Source organism: Bacillus sp. AY18-3 (assembly GCF_008042305.1).
Lineage (GTDB): Bacteria > Bacillota > Bacilli > Bacillales > Bacillaceae_G > Bacillus_A > Bacillus_A wiedmannii.
The window spans coordinates 183,799-201,181 of sequence record NZ_QKQR01000009.1; the positions used below are offsets into that span (position 1 = coordinate 183,799).

Annotated in this window: 20 protein-coding genes; 16 read left to right on the top strand and 4 right to left on the bottom strand. The window is 37.6% G+C overall.

What is annotated here, in order from left to right:
* Nucleotides 1–65 precede the first annotated feature (65 nt).
* From abc-f to DM800_RS09710, 4 genes are all read right to left on the bottom strand, one after another.
* Complete coding sequence (gene abc-f / locus DM800_RS09695; RefSeq protein WP_147786789.1) at nt 66–1,700, bottom strand: ribosomal protection-like ABC-F family protein; 1,635 nt, start codon at nt 1,698–1,700, stop codon at nt 66–68.
* A 273-nt stretch (nt 1,701–1,973) separates the two neighbouring features.
* Nucleotides 1,974–2,513: a flavodoxin family protein gene (locus tag DM800_RS09700; RefSeq protein ID WP_147786790.1), complete on the bottom strand. Its 540-nt coding sequence runs from the start codon at nt 2,511–2,513 to the stop codon at nt 1,974–1,976.
* 4 nt (nt 2,514–2,517) lie between these two features.
* Nucleotides 2,518–2,886 (bottom strand): MerR family transcriptional regulator, encoded by a 369-nt coding sequence (locus DM800_RS09705; protein WP_046955576.1) that lies wholly within the window; start codon nt 2,884–2,886, stop codon nt 2,518–2,520.
* 51 nt (nt 2,887–2,937) lie between these two features.
* Nucleotides 2,938–3,831, bottom strand: coding sequence for a LysR family transcriptional regulator (locus DM800_RS09710; protein WP_087983943.1), 894 nt, complete (start codon nt 3,829–3,831; stop codon nt 2,938–2,940).
* 151 nt (nt 3,832–3,982) lie between these two features.
* Here DM800_RS09710 and DM800_RS09715 point away from each other — a divergent pair, with 151 nt between their 5' ends.
* The 16 genes from DM800_RS09715 to ppaX all read left to right on the top strand — a co-directional run bounded on the left by DM800_RS09715 (nt 3,983) and on the right by ppaX (nt 17,320).
* Nucleotides 3,983–5,005, top strand: a complete 1,023-nt coding sequence (locus DM800_RS09715) for a YeiH family protein (protein ID WP_142398693.1) — start codon at nt 3,983–3,985, stop codon at nt 5,003–5,005.
* Nucleotides 5,006–5,239: 234 nt separating this feature from the next.
* The gene (locus DM800_RS09720; RefSeq protein ID WP_000538359.1) at nt 5,240–5,437 is read left to right on the top strand and encodes a helix-turn-helix transcriptional regulator; all 198 of its coding nucleotides are present in this window, start codon (nt 5,240–5,242) and stop codon (nt 5,435–5,437) included.
* 11 nt (nt 5,438–5,448) lie between these two features.
* On the top strand, nt 5,449–5,838 hold the full coding sequence (locus DM800_RS09725) for a hypothetical protein (RefSeq protein WP_147786791.1): 390 nt from the start codon (nt 5,449–5,451) through the stop codon (nt 5,836–5,838).
* An 18-nt stretch (nt 5,839–5,856) separates the two neighbouring features.
* Nucleotides 5,857–6,078: a hypothetical protein gene (locus DM800_RS09730; protein ID WP_147786792.1), complete on the top strand. Its 222-nt coding sequence runs from the start codon at nt 5,857–5,859 to the stop codon at nt 6,076–6,078.
* A gap of 59 nt (nt 6,079–6,137) precedes the next feature.
* Complete coding sequence (locus tag DM800_RS09735; RefSeq protein ID WP_255446962.1) at nt 6,138–6,467, top strand: ATPase; 330 nt, start codon at nt 6,138–6,140, stop codon at nt 6,465–6,467.
* A 16-nt stretch (nt 6,468–6,483) separates the two neighbouring features.
* Nucleotides 6,484–6,711 (top strand): hypothetical protein, encoded by a 228-nt coding sequence (locus tag DM800_RS09740; RefSeq protein ID WP_098094256.1) that lies wholly within the window; start codon nt 6,484–6,486, stop codon nt 6,709–6,711.
* A gap of 100 nt (nt 6,712–6,811) precedes the next feature.
* Complete coding sequence (locus tag DM800_RS09745; RefSeq protein ID WP_147786794.1) at nt 6,812–7,573, top strand: MerR family transcriptional regulator; 762 nt, start codon at nt 6,812–6,814, stop codon at nt 7,571–7,573.
* On the top strand, nt 7,570–8,190 hold the full coding sequence (locus DM800_RS09750; RefSeq protein WP_147786795.1) for a hypothetical protein: 621 nt from the start codon (nt 7,570–7,572) through the stop codon (nt 8,188–8,190). Before DM800_RS09745 ends, DM800_RS09750 begins: the two co-directional genes overlap by 4 nt.
* Nucleotides 8,191–8,236: 46 nt before the next feature.
* Complete coding sequence (locus DM800_RS09755; RefSeq protein ID WP_137035897.1) at nt 8,237–8,665, top strand: DUF4362 domain-containing protein; 429 nt, start codon at nt 8,237–8,239, stop codon at nt 8,663–8,665.
* Nucleotides 8,666–8,816: 151 nt separating this feature from the next.
* Nucleotides 8,817–10,793 carry an excinuclease ABC subunit B gene (uvrB, locus tag DM800_RS09760; protein WP_048542497.1) on the top strand — a complete coding sequence of 659 codons (1,977 nt, stop codon included), beginning with the start codon at nt 8,817–8,819 and terminating at the stop codon, nt 10,791–10,793.
* A gap of 11 nt (nt 10,794–10,804) precedes the next feature.
* A complete protein-coding gene (gene uvrA, locus DM800_RS09765) occupies nt 10,805–13,675 on the top strand; it encodes an excinuclease ABC subunit UvrA (RefSeq protein ID WP_147786804.1) in 2,871 nt (956 codons plus the stop codon).
* 59 nt (nt 13,676–13,734) lie between these two features.
* On the top strand, nt 13,735–14,184 hold the full coding sequence (locus tag DM800_RS09770; protein ID WP_088608597.1) for a DUF4275 family protein: 450 nt from the start codon (nt 13,735–13,737) through the stop codon (nt 14,182–14,184).
* A gap of 114 nt (nt 14,185–14,298) precedes the next feature.
* Complete coding sequence (locus DM800_RS09775; protein ID WP_001267307.1) at nt 14,299–14,679, top strand: phage holin family protein; 381 nt, start codon at nt 14,299–14,301, stop codon at nt 14,677–14,679.
* 156 nt (nt 14,680–14,835) lie between these two features.
* Complete coding sequence (gene hprK / locus DM800_RS09780; protein WP_001127247.1) at nt 14,836–15,765, top strand: HPr(Ser) kinase/phosphatase; 930 nt, start codon at nt 14,836–14,838, stop codon at nt 15,763–15,765.
* A gap of 24 nt (nt 15,766–15,789) precedes the next feature.
* Nucleotides 15,790–16,602 (top strand): prolipoprotein diacylglyceryl transferase, encoded by an 813-nt coding sequence (gene lgt, locus DM800_RS09785; protein WP_000924234.1) that lies wholly within the window; start codon nt 15,790–15,792, stop codon nt 16,600–16,602.
* Nucleotides 16,603–16,669: 67 nt separating this feature from the next.
* Entirely contained in the window at nt 16,670–17,320 is a 651-nt protein-coding gene (gene ppaX, locus DM800_RS09790) for a pyrophosphatase PpaX (protein WP_048542493.1), read from the top strand.
* Nucleotides 17,321–17,383 lie beyond the last annotated feature (63 nt).

Consider the following 17,383-nt stretch of genomic DNA (forward strand, 5'->3'; position numbering starts at 1 on the left):
TCTATGTCGAAGTTCCAATATTTCTTGGGAAATGCGGAAGGCCCTGTCGATATATAAGGAAGACATTAGAGCGCTTCTTTACATTTCTGGATTTGAACTAATAATGTTTCGTATTCTTGTTCGAGAGATGGGATATCATCGTGATGATTTGGCATGGAAATTCGGCCGATAATTTCTGTTAATTTTGTTTGTAATCGTAATAATTCTTGTTCAGTTACGTTTACAGAATCCCCGGTGGTTCTTTTTGTGTATTGCTCGTAATTACCGTGGAATATTCTTGGTTCACTCTCATCTACTTGTAGAATATGGTCTGCAACAGAGCGAATAAAGGCACGGTCATGGCTGATGAAAAGTATTGTGCCAGGATATTCTTGTAACATGATTTCTAATTCTTCTTGCGTCGCTAAGTCTAAATAGTTTGTCGGTTCATCGAGCAGAAGCATATTATAGTTTCCTAAAAATACTTTTGCGAGTGCGACCTTCATTCGTTCGCCGCCACTTAAGACATGTACAGGTTTATGAACATCTTCACGGCGGAATAAAAGCCGTGCAAGTATTGTTCGAACGAATGCTTCTGTATAGTTGGTTTCTTCTAGAACGTTCTCTAAAATGGTTTTATCTGTTTTTAAAATTGATAGTGTTTGTTCAAAGTATCCAATTTTACAACTTTTCGAAAGCTGAATGCCACGCTCGTTTGCGAGAAGCACGTTGAACAAAGTTGTTTTGCCGCTTCCGTTTGCACCTAAAATAGCAAGTTTTGCACCAGGGACAATAGTTCCATTCATATTTTTAAATAGTGTGCGGTCGCCTATTTTCTTTGTTGCTTTATTGAACTGTACTGCCACTTTACTATGAATGGGTGTATGGTATTGCACGTCAAACTGAGTCTGAGAAAGATCCTTTGGCTTTTCTTTCTTTTCTAGTTTTTCGAGACGTGTTTCTAGTGCTTTCGCTGCTTTGCTAACCTGTTCTTGGCCATGAGCCCCGCTTAACTTATAAAGTTTAGATTCAGATGAACTGAAGCGAGTTGGGATTTTTGTCATATTAGAAGCACGTTGCTTTTTTTGTGAAATTGATTGCTCTAAACGATTTTTTTCTTGTATATATTGATCATATTCTGCTTGTTTTTGTGTTCGTTCACGTTCTTTTTGCTTTCGATAGTTGGAATAGTTTCCTTTATACTCTTGAATCGTCCCGTCTTCAATTTCAATAATTTTTGTACATATATTATCTAGAAATTCACGATCATGCGATATTAAAACAAGTGACCCTTTATAAGATAAAAGTGCCTTTTCCAATTGCTCTGTACCAACCATATCTAAGTGGCTTGTTGGTTCATCAGCAAATAAAATTCCTGCATCTTGTTCGAGAGCATGAGCAATCTTTAGCCGCATTCGTTCACCACCGCTCATTGCATCTGTAACGTTTGAAATACTCCATTTTCCTTTTGCGAGAGCAGAAGTGGTTTCCGGTAGTTCCTCGCTAAGTTGAGGAATGATGCTGATAGAACTATGATGAGTTACTATGCCTTTGTCAGCTTCTATTTCTTTACTTAATATTTGTAATAACGTAGATTTACCAGCTCCGTTGACTCCGACAATTCCTATGCGATCCTGTGCTTGAATTTCCAGTGACGGTAACGTAAATAGTGTGCGATCACCAAAGCTCTTTTCAATATTGCGTGCGAATAAAATAGTCATAAAAAAACCTCCCTAGTTTCACTAGAGAGGATAAACGTCGCCCTTGCATGTAAAAAATCGTACATAAATAAACGATTTTTTTACATGATCGTTTCGAAAGAAAGTATCGACAAATGGACAGACTAATCCCCTGCTAGTTTTCATCATTTTTTGTTCACTATTTGTGATGGATGAAATAAATAAGAGAATTAGAACTTCATTGGTCAAAGTACCTTCCTTTCATAATGTTACTTTTATTGTATGCGCATACAAAATGGTTTGTCAAACTTATTTCTATTTACTATTTTTGAACTTATTATTATACAATTGTACTTTTGCTAGAGCCTCAGCATCATTTTTGATTTCATCCAATCCATTCGCATCCCCAATAACATACCCTTCAAATGATGAACCAACAAAATCAAAGATATATTGGAACTGAGCAATAAGCGGTAATGCTTTCAGCTTTGGATTGTCTCCGCCAACGATGACAACGTACATTTTTTTACCTTTCATTTTTTCTTTGAAATGAAGAGATGTATCACGCAAGCTTTGTGACCAGCGATCGACGAAGTTTTTCATATGACCGCTCATTCCATACCAGTATAGCGGTGTAGCAAAGATAATTGTGTCGTGCTCTAACATACGCTCGATTAACTGCTCGTAGTCATCATTTACAGGTTGGAATCCTTCTGCATCATGGCGCTGATCTATGATTGGGTGGACGATATGATCACGCAAGTAAATTTGTTCTGTTTCAATTCCATCAATCACCATATGTGATAAAGCTTCTGTATTTCCGTTTTGTCTTGAACTGCCATGTATAACAAACATGTAATCATCCCTTTTCTTTTGTTTGCTTTAGGAGTGAAACGTGTTTTTGCAAATTCGTTTGAATGCTAGAAAGTAATGAGATTTGCTTCGTTACTTCATTAAGTTTATCTTCATAAAGCGTAAGGATACTGCTGCAAGGATTTTCGTACAGGTGCGGCTCTATTTCGAGGCAGCGCAGCATCCTTGCCGTCTCTTCTAAATTTAAGCCAATTTGTAAGTACATTTGAATAAGCTCCACTTTTTCGATGGCACTTTCATCAAAGTCACGGTAGCCATTTGCGAGGCGCTTAGAAGGGAGTAATCCCTTTTCTTCATAATGTCTTAGTGATCTTTCGCTAACCCCGGTTTCTTTTGATAACTCTCCAATTCGCAATGTGTTTCACCCCTTGTACATGTATTGTAAACCTTCACACTAATGTGAAGGTCAATGCTGTTTTTTCGCAAAAGAGTCTACATAATTTAAAAACACCTGAATAGCTTTAGACGGGATGAAGTATTTGCCGCGCACGATGGAGAATGGACGGATGAGTTGTTCATTTGGAACTTCGACGTGGAATAGCTCTTTTGCCAGTAACTCTTTCCGTACAGTCCAATCAGAAAGTATAGCGATGCCAAGCCCGGCACTAACTGCTTCTTTCACGCTTTGGATACTACTGAATGTAAAGAAGCGCTTCAATTTTAAATGGTGTTGATGAATAAAGCGGTCACTATAAGCGCGTGTTCCAGAACCACTTTCTCTTAATACCCATACTTGATCTTGGAGTGTGCTTTCATTTATTTCATTTGTGCGGAGCAGTGGATGATTTGGCGGGACGACGAGCTTCATTTCATCTTGCATAAACGTTTCAACGTCCACGTCGGCGTATACGACTTGCCCTTCGACTAAGCCGATATCGATTTGATTAGAGCGAAGGCTTTGCAAAACGTCTTCTGTATTTGAGATAAAGGTATGAACTTCAACGTGTGGATTTTCATTCGCATAGTTAGCCAGTATTTTTGGAAGTAAGTATTCGCCAATTGTGAAACTAGCACCGATGCGAAGAGTTCCTGTTACAACGTTATGTAGCTCGTTAATTTCTTGCTTAGCATCTTCATAAAGAGAGAGCATTTGTTTTGCGTGTATATATAATATGTTTCCAGCTTCCGTCACTTGAACGTGCTTCGGAGAGCGCTGAATAAGTGTAGTGCCAAATTCGTTTTCTAAGTTGCGTATATGCATACTTACGCCAGGTTGTGAAAGGTTTAATAATTCTGCTGCACGGGAGAAATGCTTCTGTTCAACGACAGTAACAAATATTTTTAAAATGTCTACGTTCATGTAATGGGCTCCTTTCTTTTTCTATCATCTTATCATAAGTATTTCTGATGATAGAGATTCAATATTGATATTAAACTTATTATAGAAACTCTCTTATAATATAAGTAGAAAGAACATGCATGTTCCAATACGATTATTGGAGTGGTACAAAGTGGAACAAACACTTGTTATACAAAAGAAGAAGGGCTTTGGATTTTCGCAAGGTATTGGGATTACGTTATTAATCGCAATTGCCGCGAAATATTTAGCAGAGCTTCCATTTTTAAATATTATGGGACAATTAGTAATTGCTATTCTAATTGGGATGGTTTGGCGCGCAGTCATTGGAGTTCCACAAGAAGCGATAGCTGGAACGAACTTTGCGAGTAAGAAGTTGCTGCGCTTTGGGATTATCTTACTTGGAATGCGGTTAAATCTTGTTGATATTGCGAAGGCAGGGCCGAAAGTATTGGTCATCGCTGCCGTTGTTATTACATTTACGATTTTCGTTGTATATGGGCTAACGAAAGTATTTAAGGTAGAAAAGAAACTCGGAATTTTAACAGCGTGCGGAACAGCAATTTGCGGCGCGGCTGCGGTCGTGGCAATTGCACCGCAAGTGAAAGCGAAGGATGAAGAAACGGCAGTTGGGGCAGCAATTATTGCAATTTTAGGTACAATATTTACACTTATTTATACGCTATTATACCCAGTGCTTGGCTTCTCACCGTACGGTTACGGTGTATTCTCAGGTGCGACGCTGCATGAAATCGCCCATGTCATCGCAGCTGCGGCGCCAGGAGGAAGTACGGCTGTAGACATCGCAGTTATCGTGAAATTAACGCGCGTTGCAATGCTTGTGCCAGTAGCGATTTTAATTGGATTATGGTTTGGTAAGAGTGAAGGTAGCGAGGAAAAAAAATCGTGGCGTGACCTTCCAATTCCGTGGTTCATCTTCGGATTTTTAGCGATGAGTGCAGTGCATTCGCTCGGGGTTATACCAGAAGTTGTTGCCGGATACATCGTTGTTCTTGCTTACATGCTTATTGCAATGGCGATGGCGGGGCTTGGTTTAAATGTAGAGTTTAAAACGTTCCGTAAGTTAGGAAGTAAGGCATTCGTGGCGGGGCTGATCGGCTCGGTTTTCCTTTCTATTCTTGGATACGTTCTTGTATATGCATTAGGATTTATGTAGTAGGACGAAGAAGCTGTTCCAAAAGATATTTTTGGAACAGCTTTTTTATGTTTATAGTGCTACGGGTGTCGATATATTAAAAAAATAGCTGATATAAATTTAATTACGCTTGTACTTTGTTAGAGAAGGTGATCAGTGAAACGTTTTTCTAAAATTTGTAAAGATATCTTTACTTATAACTGGAAAATATTTATAATTAAAGTAAAGATATCTTTACTTTCGAAGGTGGAGCCTATGGGTGTGAAAAATAAAATAAAAGAGTTAAGAAAGCAACATCATATAACGCAAGTTGAAATGGCAAAGGCGATGCAGGTGACGCGGCAGACGATTGTGGCGATTGAAAACCATCATTATAACCCGAGTCTAGAGTTATCCCTAAAAATCGCCAAATATTTTGGGGTGAAGGTGGAGGAAATATTTACGCTAGAGTAAGGTGAGAAAAAATGAACGATACTAAAAAGTTATTTATCGGTGCGACTTTTGGATTGTTTTTGGGAGACATTGTAGTTCATAGTATGAATCCGGCTATACCAATTTTACCGCTCGTAGTGAGTAACGTTTTAGCAATTGTATTTTTGATGATGTATTCGTATTACAAAAAGCGTAAGTACAAAAAAGAAGAACTTCCAGATATAGATGAGCGAGTAAATGAAAATATAAAAAAATATGTAAATGTCTCATTTGTATTCGCGTTTCTATTGCTTATTGTTTATATTGTTGCGAGTAAAGCAATAGGCAGAGCTGTTATACCAGTGCAAGAAATATTTATGATATGTAGTTTCTTATTTGCGGGTAGTCTCATCATAGGAGTCATGATAGGGAAACGAGCATAGCGATAGGAGGAATGAAAAATGCAAGATGAGTTTGAGAGATTTCAGTCAGATAAAGCGTTTAAATATGTAGGGTTATTTTTTACGATTAGTTTAGCGATATGGAGTTTATATAATTTAATTGTTGACGGAAATACTGGTATGCCATTTGTTTTATTTGTAATAGGGCAGTGGGTGTATTTTCTTGTGAACTATTGGCCGAAGTGGAAATATAGAAATCAAAAAGAGGCTGATCATGTATGAGTAAGTAAGATATTATACCGTTCATAGGAAGTTTGTTTTTAGCGGGTCTTGTTTTAAATATGAGTTTAATGATTTTAAGTATTTCGTGGGGAACAATCTTCATATCGAATGTAGCACTAGTCATTTTATATAGTATTGCGGAATATAGAGAACAGAAGCGTTTGAAAGAAGAGGGAGTACCGTCGATTGATGAGCGAGTTGTGAATAAGATGAAGTCATATTTTACGATTAGTATTACAAGCTTCGTGTTCTTGTTCATTATGTATCTTTGTTTAAATAAGTATTTAGATAGGCAAGCAGTACATGTAAATGAGTTGTTATATATTGCTATTTTTGGCTTATTAATAAGTATGGCATCGACGAGTGTGTTAGCAACAAGGAATAGATAGAAAAAGGGGAACTGGGATGGGATTACCGGTATTATGTGTCGCTACGGCTATTTTTGCTTTGTTTTGGGGAATGCAGAACTTCTCTCGTTATCCAGTGCCAAGCATTTGTATTATGATTGGCACTGTAGGTTTATCATATTATTTATTAGTTTCAGCTCATTATCATAAAACAGCAACGAGTGTTGTTGTTGGAGCACTTATTTTATTTTGTGGGCGTGCTGTACAAAAAGGGTTATTTCCGTAAAAGCTGTTTATACAAAGAGTATAAACAGCTTTTTGTATTTTTTTTACAAAAGGCTTGAAAGTGACGTTACGTCATCTTTTATAATGAAGAGGAAGAGGTGATGGTAGTGATTTCAATACAACAATTGACGAAAGAAACAGGGGTAACAGTACGTACATTACGTTATTATGATCAAATAGATTTATTAAAGCCGAGCGGGAAAACAGAGGGTGGACATCGGTTATATAGTGAAACTGATGTCATTCGACTACAACAAATTTTATTTTTAAAGGAAATGGGCTTTTCATTAAAAGAGGCTGCGAATATGTTAGTAAAAGGTGACCTTAACTTAAAGGGTTCTCTTGAAAAACAACTTCGGTTTGTACAGGAAGAACAAAAGAAATTCAATCGAATGGAGCGTGTTTTACAAGCTGTTGTTTATTCGGTAGATGTGGAAGGGGAACTTGATTGGAAAGTTATGTTTGAACTGATCCAGCTTTCGAAACAGTCGTCTCGTATACGTGAAATATTTCAAAATGAAGTATTTTCAAAGGAAGAACAAAAATTGCTTCATAACTTGCCAAATATGAGTGAAGAAGATCCGAATGTTTTAGAATGGGTAGATTTATTAAAGCAATTACGTACTTTTATGAAAGACGGCAAAGAAGCAGCGAGTGATGAGGTACAAGGCGCAACGAAGAGATTAATGCAGAAATGTTTAGAAATGGCCAATGGTGACGAAGCGTTTTTAGATAAGTTATGGGAAGTTAGAAAATCGAAGGAAGATTCACAGAAAATGAGCATGTATCCAATTGAAGAAGAACTTTTATTATATATGGAAGAAGCTTTTCGTATATATGATGAAAAGGAGATGGATAAATGAGTATACTTGCAGAATATCGTTGGTATTTTTTAATTGGGGCAGAGATTGTATTTTGGTTATCGGCTATCGGCTTCTTTTTACTTCGTTACGGATTCCGTTTGAAGAAGGCAAGCTTTATTATGGGGATTGTACTACTCGTAAATGAAGTGTTCATTTTAACCTTAGGAGTAGTGGATTATTACCAAACAGGAAAGTTCTCTAACTTTCAAATCATTACGATAATTATTTTATTGTATGCAGTTTTCTACGGGAAAAAGGATTTGAAGAAGCTTGATATGTTTGCGCAAAAGCTAGTTGCGAAATGGCGGAATGAACCAGCGCCAATTATGGAAGAGCACGTAGAATTAACAGGTATGGCCTATGCGAAACAGGAAATAAAAAATTGGTTATTACATCTTGTTTTATTCGTTGTTGTGCATATTTTCTTTTTCTTTCTGTACGGTTTTGTCCCGTTTGAACAATGGCATAATTGGTTAGAAACGGGGATTGTTTTAAATGAAAAAGCAAGTCGTGTTAGCCAAGTTTGGGCGATTATACTTTTAGTGGATACAGTTATTTCATTTTCATATGTTCTTTTCCCGAAGAAGGAAAAAGAAAAAGAGAAGCTACTTTCATAGAGGAAAGTAGCTTTTTCTAGTATACCAATAGTTTGTATAGGAGAGGATAACAATAGGAAAAACAGGTTTTATATGCTTATTTCTCTTTAGTTTAGTAGCATGCTCACAACCTAACATTGACATTGATAAGAAGAATGATGTCATTGTAAAGAGAGCAGGAATTTCCAATCTAGATAAATTTGAAAAGTTCGTTTTGAATGTTGACCAAGGGAAAGTTGATAAAATAAGAATTGTGCAGTATACCCATGAAGGTGATCCGATTTTTCAAACGGTAGAGCATAGTGAGAACGATATACTTTATGTGTTAGATAATAGAAAAGACCAATTTGCTGGTGAACATAAAGGATTACATAAAGATAGTTGCAAAAGTATTGTTAAAGAGCAGGGAGAATTAGAAATCACTTATAGGTTAATAGATTGTACGAGTAAAAATGGGCGCAATGGATATGATTTATTATATGTACCTAAAAAATAGAGTTAGTAGAGGAAGGAAGTTTTTACTCCTTCCTCTTTCTATGTATATATTGTCGAAAATTTTACCGAATATCTGTTCGTTTTCTTGGTTTTTTTATGAGCATTCGTGGTAAAATGGGAATACAGATTTTTTACGAGGAGGTCGGTTTTGTTTGGAACATCAATTTGAAATTATCTCAGCTTATTCCCCGCAAGGTGATCAGCCGGTAGCTATAGAAAAGCTTGTAGAGGGAATTAATAGTGGGAAGAAAAAGCAAGTGTTGCTTGGAGCAACAGGAACGGGTAAGACATTTACGATTTCAAATGTCATTAAAGAAGTGCAGAAGCCAACACTTGTTATGGCTCATAATAAAACGTTAGCAGGACAGTTATATAGTGAGCTGAAAGATTTTTTTCCGAATAATGCAGTTGAATATTTTGTTAGTTATTACGATTATTATCAGCCAGAAGCGTATGTGCCTCAAACAGATACGTTTATTGAAAAAGATGCGCAGATTAATGATGAAATCGATAAATTGCGTCACTCAGCAACATCTGCACTATTTGAACGGGATGATGTGATTATTGTTGCGAGTGTTTCGTGTATATATGGTTTAGGTTCTCCAGAAGAATACCGCGAGTTAGTTGTTTCACTTAGAGTTGGTATGGAAAAGGACCGCAATCAATTGCTTCGTGAACTTGTTGATGTGCAGTATGGACGTAATGACATTGATTTCAAGCGTGGTACATTCCGTGTGCGCGGAGATGTAGTTGAAATCTTCCCAGCATCACTTGATGAGCATTGTATTCGAATTGAATTTTTTGGCGATGAAATCGATCGTATTCGCGAAGTAAATGCGTTAACAGGTGAAGTATTAGCAGAACGTGATCATGTAGCAATCTTCCCAGCATCTCACTTCGTTACACGTGAAGAAAAGATGAAGGTCGCTATTGAAAATATAGAAAAAGAATTAGAAGAACGTTTAAAGGAATTAAATGATAATGGCAAGTTGTTAGAAGCGCAGCGTATAGAACAGCGTACACGTTATGATTTAGAAATGATGCGCGAGATGGGCTTTTGTTCAGGGATTGAAAACTATTCCCGTCATTTAACACTTCGTCCAGCGGGTGCAACGCCGTATACGTTATTAGACTATTTCCCGAAAGATTTCTTAATTGTTATGGATGAGTCGCACGTATCAGTACCGCAAGTAAGAGCGATGTATAACGGGGACCAAGCACGTAAACAAGTGCTTGTAGATCATGGATTCCGTCTGCCATCAGCTTTAGATAATAGACCGCTTACGTTTGATGAGTTTGAAGGGAAAACAAATCAAGTTATTTACGTTTCAGCAACGCCAGGACCGTACGAGTTAGAGCAGGCACCGGAAGTAATAGAACAAATTATTCGTCCAACAGGGCTTTTAGATCCACCAATTGATATACGACCAATTGAAGGGCAAATTGATGATTTATTAGGAGAAATTCAAGATCGCATTGCAAAAAATGAACGTGTATTAATTACGACTTTAACGAAGAAGATGTCAGAGGATTTAACAGACTACTTAAAAGATGTAGGAATTAAAGTGAACTATCTTCACTCTGAAATTAAAACGTTAGAACGTATTGAAATTATCCGTGATCTTCGCCTTGGTAAGTTTGACGTACTTGTCGGTATTAACTTATTACGAGAAGGATTAGATATTCCAGAAGTATCACTTGTAGCTATTTTAGATGCTGATAAGGAAGGATTCTTGCGTTCAGAGCGTTCATTAATTCAAACAATCGGTCGTGCAGCACGTAATGAAAACGGCCGCGTTATTATGTATGCAGATCGTATAACAAGATCAATGGGAATTGCAATTGAAGAAACGCAGCGTCGTCGTACTATACAAGAAGCTTACAATAAAGAGCATGGTATTACGCCGAAAACGATTCAAAAAGGCGTGCGTGATGTTATCCGTGCAACGACAGCTGCTGAAGAGCCGGAAATGTATGAAGCGGCACCAGCTAAGAAGATGACGAAAAAAGAGCGTGAAAAGACAATTGCGAAGATGGAAGCAGAGATGAAAGAAGCAGCAAAAGCGTTAGATTTCGAGCGTGCAGCTGAATTAAGAGATTTACTATTAGAATTAAAAGCGGAAGGGTGAACAGAGTGAGCATAAGCAAGGATTTTATTGTCGTAAAAGGTGCTAGAGCACATAACTTAAAAAATATTGATGTAACCATTCCGAGAAATCAGCTTGTTGTTGTGACGGGATTGTCTGGTTCAGGGAAATCATCATTAGCGTTTGATACGATTTATGCAGAAGGGCAGCGCAGATACGTAGAATCGTTATCTGCGTATGCGCGTCAGTTTTTAGGACAAATGGATAAGCCGGATGTAGATACGATTGAAGGATTGTCACCAGCGATTTCAATCGATCAAAAAACAACGAGTCGTAATCCACGTTCAACAGTCGGAACGGTCACGGAGATTTATGATTATTTACGTTTATTATTTGCGCGAATTGGTACGCCAATTTGTCCGAATCATGGTATTGAAATTACGTCACAAACAGTAGAGCAGATGGTAGACCGTGTACTTGAATATCCTGAACGTACGAAATTACAAGTGTTAGCTCCTATCGTTTCTGGGCGTAAAGGTGCACATGTGAAAGTGCTTGAAGATATTAAGAAGCAAGGGTATGTTCGTGTACGTGTTGATGGTGAAATGCTTGATGTATCTGAAGATATTGCGCTAGATAAAAATAAGAAGCATTCGATTGAAGTTGTAATTGACCGTATTGTTGTAAAAGAAGGGATTGCAAGCCGTCTTGCGGATTCTCTTGAAAGTGCATTAAAGCTTGGCGGGGGCCGAGTGTTAATTGATGTAATGGGAGAAGAGGAACTTCTATTTAGTGAACATCATGCTTGTCCGCATTGTGGTTTTTCAATCGGAGAATTAGAGCCGCGCATGTTCTCATTCAACAGTCCATTCGGGGCATGTCCTTCTTGTGATGGACTTGGTTCAAAGTTAGAGGTAGATTTAGAACTTGTCATTCCGAATTGGGATTTATCATTAAATGAACATGCGATTGCGCCTTGGGAACCGACAAGCTCACAATATTACCCGCAGCTTTTACAATCTGTATGTAATCATTACGGCGTTGATATGGATATGCCTGTGAAAGATATACCGAAAGATTTATTTGATAAAGTGTTGTACGGAAGCGGTGAAGAGAAAGTTTATTTCCGCTATGTAAATGAATTTGGTCAAGTAAAGGAAAATGAGATTTCATTTGAAGGTGTTATTCCAAATATCGAACGTCGTTATCGTGAAACGAGTTCTGATTATGTTCGTGAGCAAATGGAGAAATATATGGCAGAGCAAGCTTGTCCGAAGTGTAAAGGTGGACGCTTAAAGCCTGAGAGTTTAGCTGTTTTCGTTGGTGATAAAACGATTGCTGATGTAACGAAGTATTCTGTTCAAGAAGTACAGGAATTCTTCTCGAATGTGGAGCTAACGGAGAAACAACAAAAAATTGCTCATTTAATTTTAAGAGAAATCCAAGAGCGCGTTGGGTTCTTAGTGAACGTCGGTTTAGATTATTTAACGTTAAGTCGTGCCGCAGGAACTTTATCAGGTGGTGAGGCGCAGCGTATTCGTTTAGCGACACAAATCGGTTCTCGTCTGACTGGCGTACTTTACATTCTTGATGAGCCTTCAATCGGCTTGCATCAGCGCGATAACGATCGTCTTATTCGTACGTTGCAAGAGATGCGTGATTTAGGGAATACGTTAATTGTCGTTGAACATGATGAAGATACGATGATGGCTGCTGATTATTTACTTGATATCGGACCTGGTGCAGGTATTCACGGTGGTCAAGTTGTATCAGCGGGTACGCCAGCTGAAGTGATGCAAGATGAGAATTCGCTAACAGGAAAGTATTTAAGCGGTAAAGAGTTTATTCCAGTTCCACTTGAAAGACGTAAAGGTGACGGACGTAAAGTGGAAATTATCGGTGCAAAAGAGAATAACTTAAAGAATGCAAAGATGTCATTCCCGCTTGGTACGTTTGTAGCGATAACGGGTGTATCTGGTTCCGGTAAAAGTACGATGATTAATGAAGTACTATATAAATCATTAGCACAAAAGTTATATAAAGCGAAAGCGAAGCCAGGTACTCATAAAGAAATTAAAGGTCTTGAGCATTTAGATAAAGTAATCGATATCGATCAATCGCCAATCGGGCGTACACCACGTTCTAATCCAGCGACGTATACAGGTGTATTCGATGATATTCGTGATGTGTTTGCACAAACGAATGAAGCGAAAGTGCGTGGATATCAAAAAGGACGTTTCAGCTTTAATGTAAAAGGTGGACGTTGTGAAGCGTGCCGTGGTGATGGGATTATTAAAATCGAAATGCACTTCTTACCAGACGTATACGTTCCATGTGAAGTTTGTCATGGTAAACGTTATAACCGCGAAACGTTAGAAGTGAAGTATAAAGATAAGAACATTTCTGAAGTGTTAGGGATGACAATTGAAGATGGAGTAGAGTTCTTCGCTAATATCCCAAAAATTAAGCGTAAACTTCAAACGCTTGTAGATGTAGGTCTTGGTTATATGAAATTAGGACAGCCAGCTACGACGTTATCTGGTGGTGAAGCGCAGCGCGTGAAGCTAGCTTCTGAATTACACCGTCGTTCTACTGGGCGTACGTTATATATTTTAGATGAGCCAACGACTGGTTTGCATGCACATGATATCGCGCGTCTTCTAGAAGTGCTGCAACGCCTTGTTGAAAGTGGCGAGACAGTTCTTGTTATTGAACATAATTTAGATGTAATTAAAACAGCTGATTATATCGTTGACCTTGGACCAGAGGGCGGAGATAAAGGTGGGCAAATTGTTGCTTCCGGAACGCCAGAGCAAGTAGTAAAAGAAGAACGCTCGTATACAGGTAAGTATTTAAAAGAGATTTTAAATCGCGATAAAGCAAGAATGAAAGAGAAAATAAAAGAAGTAGAGTTATCTCAATAAGTGTATTACGAAAAACCGAGTGGAAATGACACTCGGTTTTTCGTTCATAGGGGGAAAAGATGGAGTTTACAGATGTTTTAAGAAAGAAAAACATGAAGGTAAGAGAGTTTCAAAGTTGGGGTGTTTATTTTCGGAAGCGCTGGGAGGATAACTTTGCAAATCATGTAAGTGATGAGGAAAAGGAAGACATCTTTCTGTATGGTGATAAGTATGCATGTGGGTTTCTTTGGCACATATTTAGTTATGAGAAAAAGAAGTGTTTAGAGGGTGAAGAAGCGGAGAATGCGTTTCATAATGAAGTGAAAAAGGATTGCTATATATTCTATCAACATTGTGATGATGTACTGCTAATAAAAGATACGAGTTTATTACATATGGAGGATATATTGTGTGAGAGGGACGATATGTATAAAGGCGATATCTATATTGTAGATAAAGAGTTCACTTGGACTTTTGTAAAAACTCATGAACATAGATGGTATGGCCCTTATTTTGCGAGGAAATGTTAGTAGGTATACAAGCAGGAAGAGTAGAATAAGTTGATATAAGTGTTTGTATGATACTTGCGTTTATAATCTATTAGCGTATGATGAAATATATATGTCAAAAGGATGTGTAAGAAAATGAGATGGATTGTATCACTTCTTGTAAATAGCGTTGTGTTAATCGCTGTATCGGGACTTTTAAAAGGGATTGCGCCAGACGCGTTTTACGTAGCAAATATACAGACTGCAATTATTGCGAGTATTATCTTAGCTGTTTTAAATGTGTTCGTAAAACCGTTTTTAATTTTAATTACGCTACCAATTACTCTTGTAACTTTCGGGTTCTTCTTAATTGTTATTAATGCGATTACGTTAAAAATAGCAGATTCATTATTAGGAGATGCGTTTAATATATCAGGGTTTGGTGTAGCAATCGTTGCGGCAATTTGTATTTCAATTTTTAATATGATTATTGAAAAGGCAATTGTGGAACCTTTATATGAAAAAAAGAGAAAATGACAAAAAGAAAAACATTTCATGATGTGCATGAAATGTTTTTTTCTATTTATTAGAAACCGTATTTCTTGTTTCCAGAAAAAAATGGTACAATATCCGGTAGAATGGAATTTTACATCAAATGAGACTGAACCCGCAGCGGAGTGGAGGTTTATACATATGCCGAAAGTAAGGACAAAAGATTTAATTGAACAATTTCAATTGGAGTTAATAAGTGGTGAAGAAGGAATTCATCGTCCGATTGATACAAGTGATTTATCACGACCTGGAATTGAAATGGCAGGATTTTTCACATATTATCCAGCTGATCGCGTGCAGCTTCTTGGAAAGACGGAGCTTACGTTCTTTGACACATTAACGTCAGAGCAAAAACAAGAGAGAATGAAAGCGCTTTGTACTGAGGAGACGCCATGTATTATTATAACTCGGAATCAAGATGTACCAGATGAGTTATTGCAAGCATCACGTGAATCAGGCATGCCTTTATTACGTTCTGCTCAAACGACAACAAGATTATCAAGTCGTTTAACAAATTATTTAGAAGGTAAGTTAGCACCAACAACAGCTGTACATGGTGTGTTAGTAGATATTTACGGTGTTGGTGTTTTAATTACAGGTCAAAGTGGTGTCGGTAAAAGTGAGACAGCTCTTGAGCTTGTAAAACGTGGTCACCGTCTTGTTGCGGATGATAGTGTAGAAATTCGCCAAGAAGATGAAGACACATTAGTAGGAAGCTCACCAGATTTAATTGAGCATTTATTAGAAATTCGTGGTCTAGGTATCATTAACGTTATGACGTTATTCGGTGCAGGGGCAGTGCGAAATTATAAGCGTATTACACTTGTTATTAATCTTGAAATTTGGGATCAAAAGAAAAATTACGATCGCTTAGGTCTTGATGAAGAGAAGATGAAGATTATTGATACAGAGCTTACGAAGATTACACTTCCAGTTCGTCCTGGTCGAAACTTGGCTGTTATTATTGAAGTAGCAGCGATGAACTTCCGTTTAAAACGTATGGGAGTCAATGCAGCACAACAGTTCTCTGAACGATTAATGAGTGCGATTGAGTTAGGAAATCAGGAGTAAACTTTGGAGAGGGAGGTCATACATATGCTGTTAGGTTCTGTACCACAGCTTGACCGTGTAGCGATCCAACTTGGGCCGTTTCCTGTATATTGGTACGGGATTATTATCGGTACAGGCGTGCTATTAGGTCTTTGGCTAGCAACTCGCGAGGGAGAAAGACTAGGTATTCCAAAAGATACATTTGTTGACCTTGTATTAATTGCAGTACCGATCGCTATTCTATTTGCGAGAATGTACTATGTTATTTTTGAATGGGAATATTACGCGCAAAACCCGAGTCAAATTATTAATATTCGTCAAGGTGGCTTGGCGATTCATGGTGGTTTAATCGGGGCTGTTATTACAGGGATTCTTTTTGCGAAACGACGCGGGGTTTCATTCTGGAAGTTGGCTGATATTGCTGCGCCAAGTATTTTACTAGGACAAGCAATTGGTCGATGGGGAAACTTTATGAACCAAGAGGCGCATGGTGATGAAGTAACGAGACAGTTTTTAGAAGGACTTCATTTACCGGATTTCATTATTAATCAAATGTATATTGAGGGTGTGTACTATCACCCAACGTTTTTATATGAATCATTATGGAATTTTGCAGGTGTCATTTTATTACTTGCATTACGAAAAGTGAATTTACGACGCGGGGAATTATTCTTCACATATTTAATTTGGTATTCAATAGGGCGCTTCTTCGTAGAAGGCTTACGTACAGATAGTTTAATGTTAGGACCACTTCGTATCGCACAAGTAATGTCAATTGGACTTGTTGTTATTTCTATTATTTTCATTATCGTGAGACGAAAAATGGGGCAAGCTGATAAAAGATATTCGGAAAATTAGAGAAAAGTAGCATCTTATTATAAGATGCTGCTTCTTTCATATTCAGGAAAGAGAAGGGACTAAGGCAATGAGAATAAATACAGTGTTATTTGATTTAGATGGAACTTTAATTAATACAAATGAACTTATTATTTCTTCTTTTTTACATACGTTACATACATATTATCCAAGTCAATATAAGCGTGAAGATGTATTGTCATTTATTGGCCCTTCTTTACATGATACTTTCAGCAAGATTGATGAAAACAAGGTTGAAGAGATGATTACATGTTATCGTCAATTTAACCATGATCATCACGATGAATTAGTGGAAGAATATGAAACTGTATATGAAACAGTTCAAGAGTTGAAGAAGCAAGGTTATAAAGTTGGTATTGTTACAACGAAAGCGAGACAAACAGTTGAGATGGGATTAAAGTTGTCAAAGCTTGATGAATTTTTTGATGTGGTCGTGACAATTGATGATGTGGAGCATGTGAAACCACATCCAGAACCACTTCAAAAAGCGCTTGAGTTATTAGATGCGAAACCAGAAGAAGCATTGATGGTTGGGGATAATCACCATGATATTGTTGGCGGACAAAATGCGGGCACGAAAACAGCTGCTGTCTCATGGACGTTGAAAGGTAGAGCGTATTTAGAGGCTTACAAGCCGGACTTTATGCTAGATAAAATGAGTGATTTGCTACCAATTTTGTCTGATATGAACCGTTCATAAAGGTCCAAGTAAGTTAGTAGGGGGCTGTTTCCCTACTAACTTACAGTTTCACTTTTTAGTAGA

Coding starts and splice junctions, on each gene's coding strand:
- abc-f (WP_147786789.1), bottom strand. CDS start 1,700: ATGACTATTTTATTCGCACGCAATATTGAAAAGAGCTTTGGTGATCGC.
- DM800_RS09700 (WP_147786790.1), bottom strand. CDS start 2,513: ATGTTTGTTATACATGGCAGTTCAAGACAAAACGGAAATACAGAAGCT.
- DM800_RS09710 (WP_087983943.1), bottom strand. CDS start 3,831: ATGAACGTAGACATTTTAAAAATATTTGTTACTGTCGTTGAACAGAAG.
- DM800_RS09720 (WP_000538359.1), top strand. CDS start 5,240: ATGGGTGTGAAAAATAAAATAAAAGAGTTAAGAAAGCAACATCATATA.
- DM800_RS09725 (WP_147786791.1), top strand. CDS start 5,449: ATGAACGATACTAAAAAGTTATTTATCGGTGCGACTTTTGGATTGTTT.
- DM800_RS09730 (WP_147786792.1), top strand. CDS start 5,857: ATGCAAGATGAGTTTGAGAGATTTCAGTCAGATAAAGCGTTTAAATAT.
- DM800_RS09735 (WP_255446962.1), top strand. CDS start 6,138: ATGAGTTTAATGATTTTAAGTATTTCGTGGGGAACAATCTTCATATCG.
- DM800_RS09740 (WP_098094256.1), top strand. CDS start 6,484: ATGGGATTACCGGTATTATGTGTCGCTACGGCTATTTTTGCTTTGTTT.
- DM800_RS09745 (WP_147786794.1), top strand. CDS start 6,812: ATGGTAGTGATTTCAATACAACAATTGACGAAAGAAACAGGGGTAACA.
- DM800_RS09750 (WP_147786795.1), top strand. CDS start 7,570: ATGAGTATACTTGCAGAATATCGTTGGTATTTTTTAATTGGGGCAGAG.
- DM800_RS09770 (WP_088608597.1), top strand. CDS start 13,735: ATGGAGTTTACAGATGTTTTAAGAAAGAAAAACATGAAGGTAAGAGAG.
- DM800_RS09775 (WP_001267307.1), top strand. CDS start 14,299: ATGAGATGGATTGTATCACTTCTTGTAAATAGCGTTGTGTTAATCGCT.
- hprK (WP_001127247.1), top strand. CDS start 14,836: ATGCCGAAAGTAAGGACAAAAGATTTAATTGAACAATTTCAATTGGAG.
- lgt (WP_000924234.1), top strand. CDS start 15,790: ATGCTGTTAGGTTCTGTACCACAGCTTGACCGTGTAGCGATCCAACTT.
- ppaX (WP_048542493.1), top strand. CDS start 16,670: ATGAGAATAAATACAGTGTTATTTGATTTAGATGGAACTTTAATTAAT.